The sequence below is a fragment of the Nocardia gamkensis NBRC 108242 genome (genome assembly GCF_001612985.1).
GTDB classification, from domain to species: domain Bacteria; phylum Actinomycetota; class Actinomycetes; order Mycobacteriales; family Mycobacteriaceae; genus Nocardia; species Nocardia gamkensis.
The window spans coordinates 10,402-29,617 of record NZ_BDBM01000046.1 but is presented as its reverse complement, the minus strand read 5'-3'; the positions used below and the strand labels follow the sequence as shown (position 1 = coordinate 29,617).

Annotated in this window: 14 protein-coding genes and 1 tRNA gene; 9 read left to right on the top strand and 6 right to left on the bottom strand. The window is 69.8% G+C overall.

The genetic code is table 11. From position 1 onward, the window contains the following. Window positions 1-59 precede the first annotated feature (59 nt). Window positions 60-1,298 (bottom strand): L,D-transpeptidase, encoded by a 1,239-nt coding sequence (locus NG1_RS27870; RefSeq protein ID WP_040865373.1) that lies wholly within the window; start codon window positions 1,296-1,298, stop codon window positions 60-62. A 308-nt stretch (window positions 1,299-1,606) separates the two neighbouring features. Between NG1_RS27870 and NG1_RS27865 the strand changes: the two genes are divergently transcribed. From NG1_RS27865 to NG1_RS27850, 5 genes are all read left to right on the top strand, one after another. Then, window positions 1,607-1,679, top strand: a tRNA-Lys gene (locus NG1_RS27865). After that, on the top strand, window positions 1,672-1,872 hold the full coding sequence (locus NG1_RS35960) for a hypothetical protein (RefSeq protein WP_084499242.1): 201 nt from the start codon (window positions 1,672-1,674) through the stop codon (window positions 1,870-1,872). Before NG1_RS27865 ends, NG1_RS35960 begins: the two co-directional genes overlap by 8 nt. 520 nt (window positions 1,873-2,392) lie before the next feature. Continuing rightward, on the top strand, window positions 2,393-3,034 hold the full coding sequence (locus NG1_RS27860; protein WP_062975678.1) for a transglycosylase SLT domain-containing protein: 642 nt from the start codon (window positions 2,393-2,395) through the stop codon (window positions 3,032-3,034). A gap of 112 nt (window positions 3,035-3,146) precedes the next feature. Continuing rightward, window positions 3,147-3,461: a hypothetical protein gene (locus tag NG1_RS27855; protein ID WP_051174964.1), complete on the top strand. Its 315-nt coding sequence runs from the start codon at window positions 3,147-3,149 to the stop codon at window positions 3,459-3,461. Window positions 3,462-3,551: 90 nt separating this feature from the next. Next, a complete protein-coding gene (locus tag NG1_RS27850; RefSeq protein ID WP_062975676.1) occupies window positions 3,552-4,073 on the top strand; it encodes a DnaJ family domain-containing protein in 522 nt (173 codons plus the stop codon). A 29-nt stretch (window positions 4,074-4,102) separates the two neighbouring features. On the opposite strand, the gene NG1_RS27845 is transcribed toward NG1_RS27850, so the two are convergent. Then, window positions 4,103-4,567, bottom strand: coding sequence for a MarR family winged helix-turn-helix transcriptional regulator (locus NG1_RS27845; RefSeq protein ID WP_062975674.1), 465 nt, complete (start codon window positions 4,565-4,567; stop codon window positions 4,103-4,105). A 58-nt stretch (window positions 4,568-4,625) separates the two neighbouring features. On the opposite strand from NG1_RS27845, the gene NG1_RS27840 reads away from it, so the two are divergent. Together NG1_RS27840 and NG1_RS27835 are read left to right on the top strand one after the other, a co-directional pair. After that, window positions 4,626-5,615, top strand: a complete 990-nt coding sequence (locus NG1_RS27840) for a pirin family protein (protein WP_062975672.1) — start codon at window positions 4,626-4,628, stop codon at window positions 5,613-5,615. A gap of 101 nt (window positions 5,616-5,716) precedes the next feature. Beyond that, entirely contained in the window at window positions 5,717-6,013 is a 297-nt protein-coding gene (locus NG1_RS27835; protein WP_040865425.1) for an excalibur calcium-binding domain-containing protein, read from the top strand. A gap of 63 nt (window positions 6,014-6,076) precedes the next feature. Here the strand turns inward: NG1_RS27835 and NG1_RS27830 are convergent, their stop codons facing one another. Beyond that, window positions 6,077-6,298 (bottom strand): DUF3618 domain-containing protein, encoded by a 222-nt coding sequence (locus tag NG1_RS27830; RefSeq protein WP_040865367.1) that lies wholly within the window; start codon window positions 6,296-6,298, stop codon window positions 6,077-6,079. Between the two features lie 165 nt (window positions 6,299-6,463). Here NG1_RS27830 and bcp point away from each other — a divergent pair, with 165 nt between their 5' ends. After that, on the top strand, window positions 6,464-6,937 hold the full coding sequence (bcp, locus tag NG1_RS27825; RefSeq protein WP_062975728.1) for a thioredoxin-dependent thiol peroxidase: 474 nt from the start codon (window positions 6,464-6,466) through the stop codon (window positions 6,935-6,937). Window positions 6,938-7,005: 68 nt separating this feature from the next. Here bcp and NG1_RS27820 read toward each other — a convergent pair whose 3' ends face one another. Beyond that, the gene (locus NG1_RS27820) at window positions 7,006-8,232 is read right to left on the bottom strand and encodes a hypothetical protein (RefSeq protein ID WP_157114268.1); all 1,227 of its coding nucleotides are present in this window, start codon (window positions 8,230-8,232) and stop codon (window positions 7,006-7,008) included. 295 nt (window positions 8,233-8,527) lie between these two features. On the opposite strand from NG1_RS27820, the gene NG1_RS27815 reads away from it, so the two are divergent. Continuing rightward, complete coding sequence (locus NG1_RS27815; protein WP_227954938.1) at window positions 8,528-9,148, top strand: TetR/AcrR family transcriptional regulator; 621 nt, start codon at window positions 8,528-8,530, stop codon at window positions 9,146-9,148. Between the two features lie 36 nt (window positions 9,149-9,184). Here NG1_RS27815 and acpS read toward each other — a convergent pair whose 3' ends face one another. Together acpS and NG1_RS27805 are read right to left on the bottom strand one after the other, a co-directional pair. After that, the gene (gene acpS / locus NG1_RS27810) at window positions 9,185-9,622 is read right to left on the bottom strand and encodes a holo-ACP synthase AcpS (RefSeq protein WP_040865364.1); all 438 of its coding nucleotides are present in this window, start codon (window positions 9,620-9,622) and stop codon (window positions 9,185-9,187) included. A gap of 76 nt (window positions 9,623-9,698) precedes the next feature. After that, on the bottom strand, window positions 9,699-19,016 hold the full coding sequence (locus NG1_RS27805; protein WP_062975668.1) for a type I polyketide synthase: 9,318 nt from the start codon (window positions 19,014-19,016) through the stop codon (window positions 9,699-9,701). Window positions 19,017-19,216 lie beyond the last annotated feature (200 nt).

Genomic DNA, 19,216 nt, shown 5'->3' with positions numbered 1-19,216 from the left:
AAATGCCGAACGGGCCACCGGATTACGCTCCGGTGGCCCGTTCGGCGTGCTGCGTCGGCTCAGCGATTGTCGTCCGCGTTGCCCGCCTTCCAGACCGGCCAGGGGATGTTCCAGTCACCCAGGCCGTCCACGCCGGACAGGGTGCCGCCCACGGTGTTCTTCACGATCGTGATATCGCCGCGCTTGGCGTTCTGGAAGACCCATTGCGCGTTCGCCGGGCTGAGGTTCAGGCAGCCGTGACTGGTGTTGCTGTACCCCTGCGCACCCACCGACCACGGCGCCGAGTGGAAGAAGATGCCGCTGTAAGACAGTCGCGTCGCGAAGTCCACCGGCGTTTTGTACCCGTCCGGCGAGCTGACCGACACGCCGTAGGTCGAGGAGTCCATGATGATCTTCTCGTGCCGGTCGGCGACGATGTAGATGCCGTTGTCTGTGGGCGTGCTGTCCTTGCCCATCGAGGTCGGCATGGTGCGGATCACCTGGCCGTTCTGCTCGACGACCACCTGCTTGGTGTTGTCGTCGGCGGTGAAGACCACCGCGTCGCCGATGGTGAAGAACGAGTGGATGTTGTCCTGGCCGTACAACCCGTTACCGAGATCACGCCCATAGACGTTCACGTCGATGGTGACCTTCGTCCCCGGCGCCCAGAAATGCTCCGGCCGCCACCGCACCTCGCGATTGTTCACCCAGTAGAACGCGCCCTCCACCGGCGGCTCGGTGGTGATCTTGATGGCGGACTGCGCCGCCTTCCGGTCCGGGATGTTCTCGTCGAACTGGACGGCCACCGGCTGGCCGATACCGACCACCTCCCCCTCGCCGGGGACCAGGTACGGCTTGGTCTGGTTACCGGGCGAACTCGTGGTGAAGCTCAGCGTCGCGGTGTTCGCCCCGCCCAGGCCGATCGCGTCGGCCTTCAACCGGTACGTCTTCCCGTATCCGAGCACCTCGGTCGTCTCCCACGACCGGCCGTCGGCGGCGAGCTTGCCCTCGATCGACTTGCCCTGCGGGCTGACCAAGGTAACCCCGGTGAACTTGCCGTCCTCCACCTTGAACGTCATCGGGACGCCGGGCGAGACCCCCACCTCGCCGTCCTTCACCGGCGACAGCAGCTTGGGCTTGATCAATTCGGTGATGGGATTGCGGTCGATGACCGCCTGCGCCGCATCCGTGGCGTCGGATGCCGAACATCCCGTCAACGCCAAGGCGGCGACCGCGACGACGATCACCGGTCCCGCGACAGTACGTAGGGACCACCGCGCGGCCGGCTTGCGCTTCTGCCGACCTCGACCAACACTCATTTCCAACCCCGTTTCAAAGTCTCGGTGCTCCAGGACACACCGATGGCTTCGGATACCGACCGCTGCGCTGCGTCACCCCGCCGTGGACGCGGGCGATCGAAACCACAATCGGACATTCTGCCAGTGCGTAACGTCCAGGCCAATGTGAACACCTCGTCCGTCACTGCAGCGTTACCACCTGTAGATCAACCCGGCGATCCCCGGCGTTACCGGCCCGCGAGCGCATCGCATCGCGGCCGGTCAGGGCACGATTTCACTTCTGCGGCCCCGGCCTGTTAAGGTTTGTCCCGCACCGGAACACGGTGCACGCGCCATTAGCTCAATTGGCAGAGCAGCTGACTCTTAATCAGCGGGTTCGGGGTTCGAGTCCCTGATGGCGCACATCACGCAAACCGTGCCCTTGTCAGTCATCGGCTGGCAAGGGCACGGTTTTCTCGTCTCCCGGATTCGCCGCAGAACCCGTGACATCACCGTGACCTCGGCTTCTTCCCAGTTGCACCAGTGGTCTCAATTCGGACAGCAATACGTCCGCGAAGCCTCCGAAATCCAGTTGTACAGCCGAAAACTTCTGTGATGTACAGCACAAGAGGTTTAACAGCAAACTCCCAGCTTGGATAACGATTCGGCTACCGCGCCCTGGGCTTTCCAAGATCGCCAACGCCTATCATTCAGGTTTCGTTCACCCTCCGTTAACCAAGCGTGACCATTCTGCAATCAGGTCAAGAAGCGACCTGAAGTTTGGTCAGCCCGAGGAGTTGTAGACACCGATTCGGTAACGATCACCGGCAAGCAACTGCCCGCCACGTGATCGACGGAGCGGAATCCGGCAACGGACCCGCGATCCACACTTCCGCCCCGTCTCTTCGCATCGAGATGCGAAGTCCCGCGCGACACCGCGGCCGAGCCCATCGAGGGCGATCCGGCGCCGCACACACGAACCGCGTCGCGTTCCGGGGACATCATCGTCCCCCACAACAAAACCACACAACAGCACATGGCCGTTTTCGGCGAACGCCCCGAGCGTACGCCGCAGGATCCGTGCTGCCCAATTGCGGCCCGGATCGAGTAAGTCCCCGATAAAGGAACCGATTCGAATGCCTGACAGACGCCTTTCCACCCTTCGTCGCCCCTCGCTCCGCGAAACCGTCACCGTGGCCGTCGCCGCCGCGGGTGTCGTCGCCGTGGCCGCCTGCTCCGCGGCGTCCGTGGCCGATGACAGCGTCCCGTCTCGCATCGCCATGGTGGCCGAGCAGCAGCCCGAGGCCGCCGCCGCCGCGCCCGCCGTGGTCGCCGCCCCGGTCGCCGAGGCGATCCCCGCGCCGATGCCCGCTCCCGCTCCCGCCCCTGCTCCGGCGCCTGCCCCCGCTCCCGAGCCGATTCCGGCCCCGATGCCCGCCCCGGCCGCGCCGGTCTACGCGGACAACCTCGACGGCTGGATCCATCAGGCGCTCGACATCATGCAGGCCAACGGCATCCCGGGCACCTACGAGGGCATCCACCGCAACATCATGCGTGAGTCCACCGGCAACCCCCAGGCCATCAACCTGTGGGACTCCAATGCCGCCATGGGCATCCCGTCCAAGGGCCTGCTCCAGGTGATCGACCCCACGTTCGCCACCTACCACGTCGCGGGCACGCCCTTCGACATCTGGGATCCGGTCGCCAACATCGTCGCCGCCTGCAACTACGCCGCGCACCGTTACGGCTCGATGGACAACGTCGACAGCGCGTACTGAGTCCGCCTCGCGCCGCGGCCTCCCCATCCGACGATGGGGAGGCCGCGGCGCATTCCGGCCGGTGCGCCCGGTCGGCTAGGGTCGATGCCACCTGCGACCCGTGGACGTGCCCGTGACCGACTACGCACACAACGACGTGGCGGCCAAGAGCCGCGCCGAGAAAGCGCGACGGCTGGCGAGCTACCTCTGGCACCGTGGCATCACCGGCTCCGAGGTGCTCGCGATGACGGCGTCCGTCCGGCGCAAACTGGCCAGGGCCGCCGCGACGAATCCGCCGAGCACGGACGAGACCTGGACTACGGTGGCGCGGTTGCTGACCGAGAAGGACGACTGGGCCGCCCGCCATCCGGAGCATCCCGCGGCTCGACGGGAGCACACCGACGAGAAGCTGCTCTGGGTGAAGCCGCCGATCACGCCGTGGTCCTGATCTCCGAAAACGTTTCAGCACAGGATTTTCCACATCTACTACAGACTTCCGTAGAGTGGTGGTCATGGTTCCGTCGACACCGCCGTCGCGATGACCGAGCGCAAACCGGCGAAGCAGACGTTCGAATCGTGGGTCGACAAGCAGATCCGCGAGGCGGCCGAGCGCGGCGAATTCGACAACCTGCCCGGCACCGGCAAGCCGCTTCCCGGGGCGGGTAACGCTTACGACGAAGACTGGTGGCTGCGCGGCTATCTACGTCGCGAAGGAGTCGGCAGTGAGGCGCTGTTGCCACCGTCGCTGCTGTTGCGGCGCGATATCGAGCACCTGCCCGAAGACGTGCGCGACGCGACCAGCGAACGGCAGGTGCGGGCGGCCGTGAGCGAACTCAACAAACGCATCGTGGACTGGCTGCGGATGCCGGAAGGACCGTTCGTGCCGATCGCTCCGGTGAACGCGGACGACATCGTCCGGCAGTGGCGCGAGTCCGCGCGGCCGAGGCGCGAGCAGCCGAGCCGCGCGACGGCGGCCCCTTCCCGAGCGGGGGCCGGCGAGGCCACCGTGCGGGCCCCGTGGTGGCGCCGATGGCGACGCCGTGACACCGAAGCCGGATAGCGTCCGCGCAGGAGAACGAACCGCGCCGCTCATGCGCCGAGTTCGGTCACCTGCTCCACCTCGGCGACCACTTTGTCCGCCAGCGCGCGCAGCACCCGCGCCTCATCCGCCGTCATCGGCTCGATGAAGACGCGACGGACCAGATCGACGTGGTTCGGCGCGGCCCGCTCCAACGCGACGCGCCCTTCCGGCGTGAGCTGGACGATGATGCCGCGGGCATCCTCTTCGGCGGGCCGCCGCTCGACCAGACCGCGCGCGTCCATCCTGGCCAGGTGCTTGGACAACCGGCTCTTCTCCCAGCACACCTCGGCGGCCAGTTCCTTGGCGCGCAGACAACCGTTGGGGGCAGCGGACAACGCCACCATCAGCTCGTAGTCCGCCAGGGACAGACCGTCCTCAGCCAGGCCGGCCGAAATCGCGCCGTCCAAACGCTGCCGCAGCCGCACGTATGCCTGCCAAGTCGCCTGCTCGTCGTCACTCAACCACCGGACCATGGGAATGAAGTGTAGTCACGGTTGGTTGACATGGACACCAACTCCCGAGGAGGTCCCCATGCCCGCCGTCACCGTGCCCGACATCATGGTCCTGCCACGCCTCCCCCGTCTCGACGCGACCCTGCGCGAACGGCCGGTCCGGAGCGTGGTCACCGCGCACAAACAGCGCGAAGGCGCGGGTTTCGAGGTGCGCAGGCCGTTCCCCAGCATGGATCTGCGCACCGCCGATCCGTTCATCCTGCTCGACCAGATGGGCCCGGTCGCCTACGAACCGAACGAGGCGAAGGGCGCGCCATGGCATCCGCACCGCGGCTTCGAGACGGTCACCTACATGCTCGACGGCACCATGGTGCATCACGATTCACAGGGCGGCGGCGGCGTCATCGGCGAGGGTGACACCCAGTGGATGACCGCGGGCTCCGGCATCCTGCACGACGAGGTGCCGCCGGAGGAGATGGTCGCCTCGGGCGGATGGTTCCACGGCATCCAACTCTGGGTGAACCTGCCGCGCGCGCTCAAGTTCGCCACCCCGCGTTATCAAGACCTGCGCGCTCGCGAACTGACGCTGGTGAGTTCGCACGACGGCGGCGCGCTGGTCCGGCTCATCGCCGGGGAGGTCGGCGGGTTCACCGGTCCCGGTTCGACCTACACCCCGATCGCCTACGCGCACGCGTCGATCACTCCCGGCGGGATTCTGGAAACACCTTGGCCGCAAGAGTTTACGGCGATGGCGTACGTGCTCTCCGGCAGTGGCGCGGTCGGCGCGGAACGCAGGCCGCTGAGCGAAGGACAGCTGGCGGTGTTCGGCCGCGGAGACGCGATCAGCGTGACAGCCGATGCGCGCCAAGATAATCGGACCGGCGCGTTCGAAGTGCTGCTGCTCGGCGGACGGCCGATCCGGGAACCGGTGGTGCAGTACGGGCCGTTCGTGATGAACACCCGCGCGGAGATCATCGAAGCGATGGAGGACTACCAGGCCGGGCGCATGGGAAACATCCCCGCACAGCACATCAGCGGCGCCGGTGGGCAGGATCCCCTAATGCCCTAGTTCCGTCCCCCCTAGGTTGACAAGAGAGCGGCCCGTCACAACAGTGGATGCGGCGTCCGGTCGGACGCCGCATCCACCGCAGCAACCACATAGAGGAATACATGAACGTTCGCCGGCTCTCCGTCAGCGCGGCCGTCGCGGGACTGACCTTTCTCGCGGCTCCAGCCGCCCTAGCCGCCCCTCCGTCCGGATCCGCCGGAACGGGTTCCTCGGCCGTCGACACCGGCTCCGCCGCGACCGGCTCGGCCGGTCTGTCGCAGACCGGTTCGGCCGGTGGCGCCTTCGCCAACTGCGACGACGCCCGCAACGCGGGCCGTGCGCCGCTGTTCCGTGGCGAACCGGGCTACGGCCCGCACCTGGATCCCGACGGCGACGGCTTCGCCTGCCCGACGGTCTGAACCGACCGCGAAACGACGACACCCGGTGGGCCATGCCACACCGGGTGTCGTCGTTTTTCCAGCTCAGCGGAAGATTTTGAGCAGCACCAGCCCGACGACCAGGGCGGCGGCGCCGATCAGGCTGTATTTCACCTTCGGCTCGTTCAGCTTCCCGACCACGATCTGCTTGGTGTCGTCCGCGATGCGATGCGGGTCCGCGCGTACCGCGAGTTCGTCGAGCGTGCTCGCCAGCCGAGTGCGGGCGGCCTCGATCTCCTGCTCGATCCGCTCGGTATCCCTTGCCACGTTCCACCCTCCTGTTGTCGATTGCCGCACCCGGTGCACGATCACGCCGCATGCTCGGCCTTTCGTGCGGCACCCGGGGCTCGCGGACGAGTGTATCCGCCGCCACCCTCCACTATCCGGCCGCGCGCGGATCACCTGTCCGGACCTTCGGATACCGTGCTGGAGGTGACCACCAACCAACGACTCTCCCCGGGCGACACCGCCCCCGAGTTCACGCTTCCCGACGCCGACGGCAAGAACGTCTCGCTGTCGGACTACCGCGGTCGCAAGGTGATCGTGTACTTCTACCCCGCCGCGAGCACGCCCGGCTGCACCAAGCAAGCCTGCGACTTCCGCGACAACCTGGCCGACCTGGACGGCGCGGGCATCGACGTGGTGGGCATCTCCCCGGACAAGCCGGCCAAGCTGGCCAAGTTCCGCGACGCCGAGCAGTTGACCTTCCCACTGCTGTCGGATCCCGACCGCGCCGTGCTCACCGCCTGGGGCGCCTACGGCGAGAAGACCATGTACGGCAAGACGGTCGTCGGCGTCATCCGCTCGACCTTCCTGGTGGACGAACAGGGCAAGATCGCCGTCGCGCAGTACAACGTGCGCGCCACCGGCCACGTCGCCAAGTTGCGCCGCGATCTGTCGGTGTAGCCCGCGGGCAGCGAAAAGCCCGGCGCCGCAGGGGCGCCGGGCCGAGACGGGGCCGCGGTTCGGGTGGATCAGGCCTGCCACACCTGCTGGGCGGCCCACTGCGCCATCAAACGCAGGTGCTCGTCCCACCAGTCCGCGGCTTCCGGGGTGAATACGGCGGGCGGTGGGGCCTCGCCGGGGAACAACAGCGCACCGTCGGGCGCGCCCACCGCGCGGTCGGCCGGGACCCCGGTACCCGGCACCAGCGGCGCCGAGGCGTTCGTCTCCGGTCCGTTCGTGGCATCGGCGGCGACCAGCGGCAGCGGACGCGGTGCGGCACCCCACCGAGGCTCGGGGAACTGGACTCCGGTCGCGCCGGCATCGGCGCCGGAGCCGAGCGGCCCGTCGGACGACTCGTGCGCCTCGGTATCCGCGGGCCGGACCTGGTCTGCCGGATGCGACGCGCCGGCGCCTTCGATCCGGGCGTCCGACACGACGGTCGGCGCCGGCCGCGAGGAGTCGTTCAGCAGGTAACTCCCGCCGACGACCATTCCGCTGGCCAGTACCCCGGCCGCCGCGAACACCGCGACTCCGCCGCGAGCCCGGTGCGGCTCGCTCACCGAGTCGGCGCAGGTGTCCTGCTCCAACCGCACGCTCAACGCCGCGCCCGCGGCGGAGGCGAAAGCCCCTATCGTGCACGGGATCACCGGCGCCCCGAATTTCTCGACCGCCGCAAGCACCACCGACCCGGCGCCCGCCGAGCCGATCAGCGCCACCGCGTCCGGCCGCGCGTCGGCCGCGTCCAGTTGCTCCCACGCCGCCGCGACGCCCATGCCGAGCGACCGCGGCGTCGCCCGGCCCGCCTGCCCCACCGCGGCGAGCACCCGGCGGCGACCGCGGTCGACCAGGGTGAACGCCTGGTACCCGGGCACCACCTCGCAGATCAGCAGGTTGTCGTGGGCCTCGAGCCACGTCATCATGCTCGCCACGCTCAAGTGGGCCGATTTCACCGAGACCATCGATGCGCTGTGCCACGGACCGGCCGCCAACCGGGTCACGATGGCGCGCCGCTCGGCGGCGTCCCGATAGGCGACCGCGACACCCCCGATCGCCCACTCCGAGCCCAGCCCCGCGGCCAGGGCGCTCAGCGCGGCCTCCACCGCCGCGGCCACGTCGGCCTTGCCGTCACCGTCCGCTCGCACCACGCGCCGCAGCAGCACCCGGTCGGCGAGCTTCTTGCCGTCGGCGAGCGCTACCGCGTGCACGGCACCGCGTTCGGTGGAAACGCCGAGAGTCACCACAGATTCAGCTACCACTGATCACGCCTTCCCTCTGTGCATTGACCGAGCTCATGCTTGCCGAAAGCCATGAGCCCCATGGATTCCCCTGCTCGGAACACACGTCGCGATGCACGCGCGCTCGGTATGTGTTCGGCACCACATCGGTTACGGATGGGTAGCGGAACTCGAGCCGCCTGGATCCGAACGGCGGATGCGCGTATCGCCCGCTCGCCGCTACCGTTAGCCTGGATGCGTGGACGTACGCGCGGAGGCCAGGTCGAAGCACCGTGTGGACCCTGCGTTGGAGTTGCAGGACGACCCACAGGAGCTCATGCCGCGACGCCGGCCGACGCAGGAACGCAGCAAACGAAAGTTCGACGCCTTGCTCCAGGCGTCCAGGGAGTTGCTCGTCGAGGTCGGGTTCGAATCGTTCACCTGCGAAGAGGTGGCGGCCAGGGCCGAGGTGCCGATCGGCACGCTGTATCAGTTCTTCGCCAACAAGTACGTCATCGTCTGTGAGCTGAATCGCCAAGACCTGGTTGCGGTTTCCCAAGAGCTGGCCGACTTCCACGGGGAGATCCCGTCGCTGGACTGGCTGCGGCACATGAACCAGTTCGTCGACCACCTGGCCAACCTCTGGATGACCGACCCGTCCCGCCGGGAAGTGTGGCTGGCCATGCAGTCCACGCCGTCCACCCGGGCCACGGGCGCGATCCACGAGAAGCAGTTCGCCGAGGTGGTGTCGCAGATGCTGCGGCCGCTCACCCCGCGCACCCCGCGGGTACGGCGCACCATGATGGCCGAAGTGCTGGTGCACGTGGTCTATTCGATGCTCAATTTCTCGGTGCAGGACGAGCAGAGCAGCGCGGAAGCGGTCGCCGAACTCAAGCGGCTGATGGTCGCCTACCTGCTCGTCGCGGAGAAGGAGTCGCGCACCGGCAGCGAGCGATGACGGTGGTCCCGGCGGGAACCGGGACCACCGTGCGGCTCACCCGGCGCTGTCGCGGCCTTCGATGAGGTCGGCCAGCTCACCCGGGTCCTCGAGCACCACCATCGCGGCGGCGGTGTCGCCGTCGTGGGTCAGCGACAGATGCACCCGCACCCGGGGCAGGAATTCCGCGGCCAGGCCGTGCAGCTTGATGCTCGGCCTGCCCCACGCGTCGTTGACCACCTCGATCAGCGGATACGGGTTGTCCCCGATCTGCGGGCGGCGGGCGAACCGGGACGATGCCCAGGCTTTGAGCACCGCCTCTTTCGCCGCCCACCGCGCCGCGTAGCTGCGCGCCGGGTCGGTCCCTTTGCTCTGGCAGTAGCGCCGCTCTCCCGCGGTGAAACTTTCCCTGAGCATGGTCGTTCCGGCGCGTTCGAGCTGTTCGGAGAACTCGGAGATGGTCACCAAGTCCAGGCCGATACCGAGGATCGTCATAGGCGGGCAGCCTACGACGTACTCGGCGAGCCCGCGCACGGACCCGGCGCGGCGAGTTGCCCCGCCGCGCTTCCGGTTACGCGCATCCGATGCCCTTCGCGCGGTAGGAGCCGTCCTGCGCCAGGCGCGCCTCCGGCGAGAGCAGCACGTCGGCCTCCAGCTGACGAGCCCGCTTGGCGGGGGTGCCGTCGCCGCCGAGCCTGCGATCCGCGGGACGCTCGTACAGCGGCGCGCCGCCACACATCGCCTCCACGAACCGCTGCCTGCCCGCCAGCTGACGCTCCTGCGCCCTGCGCTGGTACTCCTCGCGCCGTCCCGGCTCGATGGCCTGGATGAACGCCTCCGGGTGCACGACCGCCAGCAGGCCGTTCACGTGGCCGAAGCCGAGGGAGGTGACCAGACCGGCCTTGAGCGGAAGGCGATCGCCCAGCCGCAGCGGCTCGCGCAGCCACACCAGGTGCGGGAAGGCAAGCATCTTCTCGTCGACGCAGTCCAGGCTGCGGTTCGGCGGGATGACGCCCTGCTCCAGCACCTGGCACAGGCCGATGAGCTGGAAGGCGGCCGCGCCGCCCTTCGCGTGCCCGGTGAGGGTCTTCTGCGAGACGACGAACAGCGGAGCGCCGTCCGAGCGTCCGATGGCCGTCGCGAGACGCTCGTGCAGCTCCGACTCGTTCGGGTCGTTGGCAGCCGTCGAGGTGTCGTGCTTGGACACCACCGCGATCTCGTCCGGCGTCACGCCGAGCTTGCGGAGTTCGGTCGCCAGCCTGGACTCCGCCCCGCCACGACCGGCGCCCAGCGCGCCCAGACCAGGAGCCGGGATCGAGGTGTGCACACCGTCCGCGAAGGACTGCGCGTACGCCACCACGCCGAGCACCGGCAGACCCATCTCCAGCGCGACGCTGCCGCGCGCCAGCAGGACCGTTCCGCCGCCCTGCGATTCGATGAACCCGCCGCGGCGGCGGTCGTTGGCGCGGGAGAAGTACCGGTCGCTGATGCCCTTGGCGCTCATGGCCGCCGAATCCGCGGTGGCCGACATGTCACCGAAGCCGACGATGCCCTCGATGCCGAGGTCGTCGTAACCGCCCGCCACGACCAGATCGGCCTTGCCGAGCCGGATCTTGTCGACGCCCTCTTCGACCGACACCGCCGCGGTGGCGCAGGCCGCCACCGGGTGCACCATCGCGCCGTAGCTGCCGACGTAGGACTGCACCACGTGCGCCAGCGCCACATTCGGCAGCGCCTCCTGCAGGATGTCGTTCGGGCGCGACTCACCGAGCAGGTTGTCGATGTACAGCGAGCGCATCGAGGACATGCCACCCATGCCGGTGCCTTGGGTGTTGGCGACCAGCGAGGGATGCACCCAGCTCATCAGCTCGGCGGGACTGAACCCGGAGCCGATGAACGCGTCCACCGTGCAGACGATGTTCCACAACGCCACCCGGTCCACCGACGCGGCCATATCGGGCGAGATACCCCAGATGGTGGGGTCCCAGCCGGTCGGGATCTGGCCGCCGACGGTGCGCGAGAGCTTGGCCCGGCGCGGCACCCGGATCTCGGTGCCCGCCTTGCGCGTCACGGTCCAGTCACCCGAGTCGGCGACCGGCGTGATCACCGTGTGCTCCGGATCGGCGGCGTAGAAGGCGCGGGCCTCGGCCTCGCCGCCCACCGTGAACGACAGGTCCTGGTCGAGGAAGACCGAGGTCATCAGCGGCGCCGAGTTGTCGGTCATGGCGCCGTCGTCCTCGTAGCGGCGCACACCGCAGCGGGCGACGACGGCGTCGTGGTAGCGCTCGGCCAGCTCGTGCTCGGGCACGTAGTCGCCGGACTCGGCGTCGTACCAGCCCGGCTTCGGGTCGTTCTCCCAGATGACCATGCCGGTGGTCCAGGCCAGCTCCAGCACGCCCGCCGCCGACAGCTCGTCGGAGACCTCCATCTCGAAGCGAGTGCGCGCCGAACCGTACGGGCCGAGTTCGCCAGCACCGACGATGACCACCATGTCGGCCAGGTCCGCGGCCACCTCGCTCCACTCCGGCACCGGCAGCGCGGAGGTCACGGTCGGCGGCGCGGGCAGCGCGGCGATGGTGCGGCCCGCGTCGGCGTCGGTCTCCGCTTCGGCCTGCTCCGCGGCCTGCTTGGCCAGCGCGGGCAGGTCCAGCTTGGCCCGGGCGAGTCCGCCGGTCAGGTCGATCTGCTGCGGGCCGGTCGCGGTCACCTGACGCGCCCGGGAGGTGCACCACTTGAGCAGTTCGTCGGCCATCTCCGTGGTTGACCAGGTCTGCACGCCTGCCTTCTCGACCGCCTCGACCATCGGGTCGTTGTGGCCCATCAGGCCGGTGCCGCGCACCCAGCCGATCAGCGCGTGCACCAGGGTGACCCGGGCCGACCACGACTTCTCGGCCCGCCACTTGGCGACCACCGCGTCCAGCGCCGCCTTCGACTCACCGTAGGCGCCGTCGCCGCCGAACATGCCGCGGTTGGGCGAACCCGGCAGCACCACATGCAGTTTCGCGTCCACGTCGAAATCGGCGCCCAGCTTGGACAGCCCGCCGATCAGCCGTTCGACCGACCAGAGCAGCACGCGCATTTCCATTTCGGCGCGAGCGCCCGCGTCGGCGAGGTCACCGGCCACCCGCGGCGCCGCGAACGGCAGCAGCAGGGTGGGCGTCATCGCGTCCTTGACCTTGATCTTCGCGCCGCCCGCGCTGTCGACCTGCTCGGTGCCGATCCAGTCGATCAAAGCGTCGACGTCCTGGTAGGACGCCATGTTGGCGGGCACCACCCACAGGGCCGCGCCGTGGCGGGCGTTGTCCCGGTACAGCTTCCGGTAGAAGCCGAGGCGCTCGTCGTTCAGCGCCGAGGTGGTCACCACCACCGTGGCGCCACCGCTGAGCAGCCTGCCGGTCACCGCCGCGGCGATGGATCCCTTGCTGGCGCCGGTGATCACCGCGATGTCCGAGGACCACAGTCCGGGCTCTTCGGTGCTCAACGCGGCCTCGGCGATGCGCTCGTACACGCCCGCGAGCACCGAACGCGCCTCGTGCATCGCCCGCTGGCGCCACCAGTTCGCCTGCGCCGCAACGGCTTCGCCCGCGCCGATGAACCCGGTGACCGGTCCGTTCGCGCTGCCGGAGTCGTCGGCCAGCCACAGCCGGGCCAGATCCTCGCGCGCCGTGGCCCACCGGTCGTCCAGCAGCACCGCCTTGCGTGCGTCGAACGCGGGCGCGACCAGGCGCGGCCAGTCCGCGCCGAGTTCGGCCGACACCAGGTCGACCAGGGAGTCATCGGACGCTTCCGGAGCGGAGACCCGCTCGGACAGTCCGAGCTGTTCGAGCACCACGCGCGCGGCCGTGGCCAGCACGCCGTCGCGCCCGGTGATCTGCTCGGTGAACTCACCCAGCGCCGCGGCGTCGACGGTCGCGCCGCCACCGCCGCCCGCCGAGGGAAGCGACACCGCGACACCGCGGCGGGCCGCGACGGCCTGCACGGCGGCGTCGATGGCCGCGTCGACCGAGGCGGCGTCGCCCAGCGCGCCGGAGACCAGCCCGCCCAGATCACCGCCGCGCACGCTGGTGCCCTCCCTGGTGCCCAGCGACACCTCGGCGGTCACGTGGCTGGCCCAGCCGTCACCGAGTTCCCAGACCTTCGTGACCCGATCCGCGATGGCGGCCGGACGCTTGCCGGACGGGCCGAACACCTTGCGCAGATGATCGCCGATGGCGTCGGTGAGCACCGTGCCGAAGGGACGGTAGGTACGGGCGAGCCGCTCCACCGTCGCCGACAGCGCGCCCATGTCGGCGTCGGCGGCGCCGTCGATCGCGCCGAGCGAGAGCTCGGAGCCGAGGTCGACCAGCAGCTGGTTGCGCCGGGAGGACACACCGTCGCACAGGCCCTCGATGGTGTCCACGGGGCCGATCTGGTCCAGCCGCAGCTTGGTCCACAGCGCGATCAGCACGCGGGTGGCGTCGGCGGCGGTGAACGCGATGTCGTCCGGACGCGGACCGCCCGAACTCGGGGCGGGCGCGGCCACGGGAGCGGCGGCGACGGCCGCTGCCGGAGCCGCGGTGGCCGCCTGCTCCTCGACGGGCTCGTCGACCGGCGCGGGGTCGGTGTCGGTCGCGTAGACGATCGCGGCCTCGCGCTCGATGTTGAGCACCTCGACCGTGGCGTCGCCGAACGCGGGCAGCTTCAGTGTCTGGCCGGCCAGGTTCGCCACCGTCGGCGTGGCACCGAGACCGATCTCGACGAACCGCTCGACGCCGAGGCCGCCCTGCGCGGGATCGGTGAACAGCAGGTCCTGCGTCTCGATCCAGCGCACCGGGCTGGCGAACTGCCAGGCCAGCAACTCGACCAGCACCACACGGCACAGCTCGGTCGGCCGGGCCGCCCAGCTGTCGAAGTCGGCCAGCACGGCGGTGAGCGGCTCGGACGGCACCAGGTCGGCGATCTCCTGGACGAACGCCCGCTCCAGCGAGAACAGCCTGGGCACCAGATTCGGGATGTAGCGGCCGACCAGGACCTCCGGGCGCAGATCCACCGGAAGCAACTGTTCGAGCTTCTGCCGGAATTCCGGAACGCCCTTGCGCAGCACCGTCGAATGGAACGGCACGTCGATGCCGGGGACCAGGATGAACGCCCGCTTGCCGCCGAATTCGGCACGGCGGCGGTCGATCTCCTCCTCCAGCGCCTCCAGCCCGGCCACCGTGCCTGCGATCGCGTACTGCGACCCGCGCAGGTTCAGGTTGACCACCTCGAGGAACTCCCCGACCCGCTCGCCGACTTCCTGGACGAAGCCGACGACCTCCGCGTCGGGCAGTCCGATCTGCGAGGGCCGGATCGCGGCCATCCGGTAATCGCTGCGGCCCTGCGCGTCGCGCGGCACCAGCTCGTGCATCGCGGAACCGCGCTGGAACACCACCTCGAGCACCGCCTCCAAGGGAAGCACCCCGGCGACGGCGGCGAGCGCGTTGTATTCGCCCACCGAGTGACCGGCCAGCAGCGCGTCCTCGACGAACGCCCCGGCCTCGCGCAGTTCCGCCACCTGGGCGACACCGAGAACCGCCATGGCGACCTGGGTGAACTGCGTCAGGTGCAGCACGCCGTCCGGGTGCCGGTGCTCGACGCCCCGCGCCTTGAGGTAGGTCGGGTTGTCGCGCACCACGGCCAGGATGGAGAAGCCGAGCGCGGCACGGGTGTGCTTGTCCGCGCGCTCCCAGATCTCCTTGGCCGCCTTCGACCGGGAGCGGGCGTCGAGCCCCATCCCCTTGCGCTGGATGCCCTGACCGGGGAAGGCGTATACGGTCTTCGGCGCCGCGGTGCGACCGGTCGCGGTCATCACCAGTTCGCCTTCGGTCCGGCAGGAGACCTCGACGATCTCACTGCCCGCGTCGACCGCGACGCGCTCGACGCGCACATCGATCTGCGCGCCGGGGCGGACCATGCCCAGGAACCGGGTGGTCCACGCGGTCAGCCTCCGCGCCGGAGTCGAAGCGGCCGGATCGACCGCAGACACGACGTGCTGCGCGGCGGCCGACAACCACATGCCGTGCACGATCGGGCTACCGAGCCCGGCGAGCTTCGCGGCGGAATCGCTGGTGTGGATCGGGTTGTGGTCACCGGAGACGGCGGCGAAGGCGTGCATGGTGCGCGGCGCCACGATCGTGACGTCGCGACGACGCCTGCGCGGGGTGTCGGTGGCCGCGTCGGACACCGTGCCCGCCGCGCGCGGCGGATCGGTCAGTTCGCCCGCGCCGTTGCGCCCGCGGATCGCGAAACGCTCGGTGAGCGTGGCCAGCACCGGCATCGACATCCCGGTCTCGGGCTTGTCCAGCATGGCGGTGATCCGCACATTCACTTCGACGACGCGGCCGAGGTCGGTGTCCAGGGTCTCCCCGGCCTCCGCGCGCACCGCCAGCACACTGGTCTCGGCGGGCAGCTCACCGGCGAGGTGCACCTGGTGGTCCAAGTGGACCAGGTCCAGCATGCCCTCGATGACGCTCTCGCCCTTCGCGGTTCGGGTCGCACCCAGCACCGCGAACACGGCGGGCCAGCAGGCGCCGACCAGCACGTCCGGCACGGTACGGCCGAGCGTGCTCAGCGTGGCGGGCAGGCCGGAACCGGTGACGCCGGCGTGGTCGGCGATCAGATCCGGTATCCAGGCCAGGTTCACGTGCGCGACCTTGCCCTTGACCTCCGGAAGATCCTGGCCCGCGGCGACCGCGAGCAGCGCGGCCATGGCCTCGTGGGCGTCGGCCTCGGTGACCACCGGGGCGCCGCCGTTGTAGACCGAGGTCGGCACGGTGATCCGGATGCGCACCGCGTTGCCCGCCAGCAGCGGGACGGTCAGCTCCAGATAGCTGTTCTCCGGCTCGGGGCCGGTGGTCTCGGCGAGTGTCGCGCCGCTGGGCGGATGCACCGCGCCCTTCCCGTCGACGACCCATTCGGACAGGTCACCGAGCCGGTGTACCGGGCTGATCGTGGTGCGCCCGGCCCACTGGACGTCCGGGGCGGCCAGCACGGCGTCGATCGGGCCGCTGGTGACGCCCGCCGTGCGGCGCGCGTCCACCGCGGCGGGCGTCACGCCCGCACGCACCAGCGAGTACGCGGTGTCCTGTTCGAAGCGGTCGAGCAGCTCGCCGACCGGCTCGTCGACCCGGGTGATGCCGGCGACCGCGACGGTGCCGGGAATGACGCACACCTGATCGGCCGAGTAGCGCGGATCGTGCGCCTGCCACAGCGAATCCGAGCGCCACCAGCGGCGCACGTCGGCGTCGACGACCGGCACGAAGTTCACCGGCTTGCCCGGCGTCTTGCACAACGCGATGAAGAACGGGATGTCGGCCGGGTGCAGCAGGGTCTGCGCCGTCGCGGGGTAGGCGTCCTTCAGGGCGCACAGCGCCGCGACCGGGTCTTCGAAATCCTCGTCGGCGGCGAACAGCGTCGCGATCTCGCCGCGGTCGGCCGGATGCAGCCGGGCCTCGGTGCGGCGCATCATCTCCGCGAACCGTTCGCGCCAGGTGATGTCCAGCCACACCGAACTGGTGGCCTCCGCGATCGCGTCGCCCAGGTCGCTGCCGCAGTCGAAGTCCTTGCGGCGGTCCAGCCCGACCGCGAGCTCGACGTAGCGCTCCAGCCAGTCCTGGTAGGTCATGGTGGTCAGATCGCCGAAGTACGGCTTGGCGGTGGCGTTCAGCGCCGCGATGATCTCCGCGCGGCGCGCGGCGACCGCGTCGGCGTCGCCCGCGACCTCGTCCAGCAGGCGGCCGGTGCGTGAGGCGGCGTTGTCGATCTCGTGGATGTCGGCGCCCAATTGGCTACGGCCCGAGGCCATTCCGCCGGACGCGGTGCCCGCGCCGACCCAGTCGGGGGTGCCGGGGGTGTCCACCAGCAGTTGCTTGACCTCCGGCGCGGTGGTGGCCTCCAGCGTGGCCATCGCCGCCGTGCCGACCAGCACGCCGTCCAGCGGCATCACGGGATAGCCGTGCCGGACCGCCCACTGGCCGGTGAGGTACTCCGTCGCGCGCTCGGGGGTTCCGATGCCACCGCCGACGCACACCACCACGTTCGCGCGGTTGCGCAGCTCGGCGTAGGTGTCCAGCAGCAGGTCGTCCAGGTCTTCCCAAGAGTGGTGGCCACCGGCCTTACCACCCTCGATGTGCATGATCACCGGGTAGTCCGGCACCTCGTCGGCGATCCGCAGCACGGCCCGGATCTGGGCGACGGTGCCCGGCTTGAACGCGACGTGGGAGATACCGACCTCGGTGAGCTCCTGGATCAGCGCGACGGCTTCCTCCAGCTCCGGGATGCCCGCGGTCACGATGACGCCGTCGAACGGTGCGCCTGCCGAGCGGGCCCGCTGCACCAGCCGCTTGCCGCCCAGCTGGAGCTTCCACAGGTAGGGATCGAGGAACAAGGAATTGAACTGCACCGAGCGACCCGGGTGCAGCAGCTTCTTCAGCTCGGTCACCCGGTCGGCGAAGATCTGCTCGGTCACCTGCCCACCGCCGGCCAGCTCCGCCCAGTGGCCCGCGTTCGCCGCGGCCGCGACGATCTTCGCGTCGACCGTGGTCGGGGTCATGCCCGCCAGCAGGATCGGCGAGCGTCCGGTCAGCTTGGTGAAGGCGGTCTCGACCACGATGCGCCCGTTGGGCAGTCGCACCGGGCGCGGCGCGAACGCCGACCACGGGGTGGCGGGCTCCGGCGCCGCCCCCGGGGTGAGCAGGCTGCGCTGTCCGGCGCGGGTGGCGGCCGCGATCATGCCGAGGCCGGTGCCCTTCAACGTGCCCGATGTGACGCGGGACAGCAGATCACCCGGGCCCAGGTCCAGAATCCATTGCGCGCCCGCGGAGATCACGCCCTCGACGACCTCCACCCAGTCGATCGGATCGACCAGGATCTGCCGCGCCAACCGGCCCGCCAGTTCGGCATCGAGGCCGCACTGGGTGGCCCAGCTGCTCACCAGTTCGACGGTGTCGGACAGCGCCGGGTGGTGGAACGCCACGTCGACGGCCACGTCCTCGAAGACCGGAGCGAACACCGAGCCGCCGCGCACCTTGGCGTCGCGCTCACGTGCCTGCTCGTCGTGCATCTGCGCGCACCGCTGGCGCACCCGCTCCAGCTGCGCGGGCGGACCGGAGAGCACCGCGCGCCGACGGCCGTTGCGGATCGAGACCACCACGGTGGCGGCGGGATCGGCTCCCTCGCACACCTCGGCCACCACTGCGCGCAACTGCTCGGGATCGACATTCGACACCGCGACCATCGGCGAGCGTTCGCCCACCGGCATCAGCCCGCGCCGCCGCGCCACCAACCCCGCCGCGGCGCCGATCATCTGGGCCACCGCGAGCAGCTCCGCGTCACGGGCACCACCGGCTTCGACCGCCGCGGCGGCGAGCAGGCCCTGCGAGTGCCCGACGATCGCGACCGGCGCGTGCGCCGCCGGATCGAGACCTTGCAATCGCAGCGCGCGCACGGCCGCCACCTGGGTCAGCATCACGCCGGGCATCGACACGGCGGCCGAACGCAGCACATGCTCGGACGGAGCCGCGGAGGTCTCCCCCTCGTCGGTGTCGGCCAGCTCGTTCTCGAGCATCCAGCCGATCGGGTCGAAGCCGACCGGACGCACCACCAGCAACTGCGCGGCCACCGGCTCGAGCAGCGCGGCCGCCTCGTTGACCAGCGCGGTCAGCTCCGGCTCCAGCGCGCTGTCGCGCCCGATCTCCTCCAGCTCGCTCAACCACTGCGCACCCTGCCCACCGAAGGCGAGCGCGTACGGCACGCCGTCGAGCAGACGATCCAACAGCGGCGACCGCGCCCCGCCCGACGCGGCCTTCCCGGCGGCGGCTACCGCCTTCGTGCTCTGTCCGGACTCGGTCTTGGTGCTCTCGTTGATCGTCAAGACGCTTCGACTTCCTTCTCCATGCGACATGCCTCGGCGACACGCCGGTCCCTACCGGTTCACAAGTGATCGCGGGTGATCGGCCTGATACGGGCGAGAATGGCACAAAATCATGAGGAAATCCTCACGTTTGGCCTCGCGTGTGGTCGCTACTTAGGAGTATTCGTGCACTTACGTACCAGAATAGTGGTGAACATGAC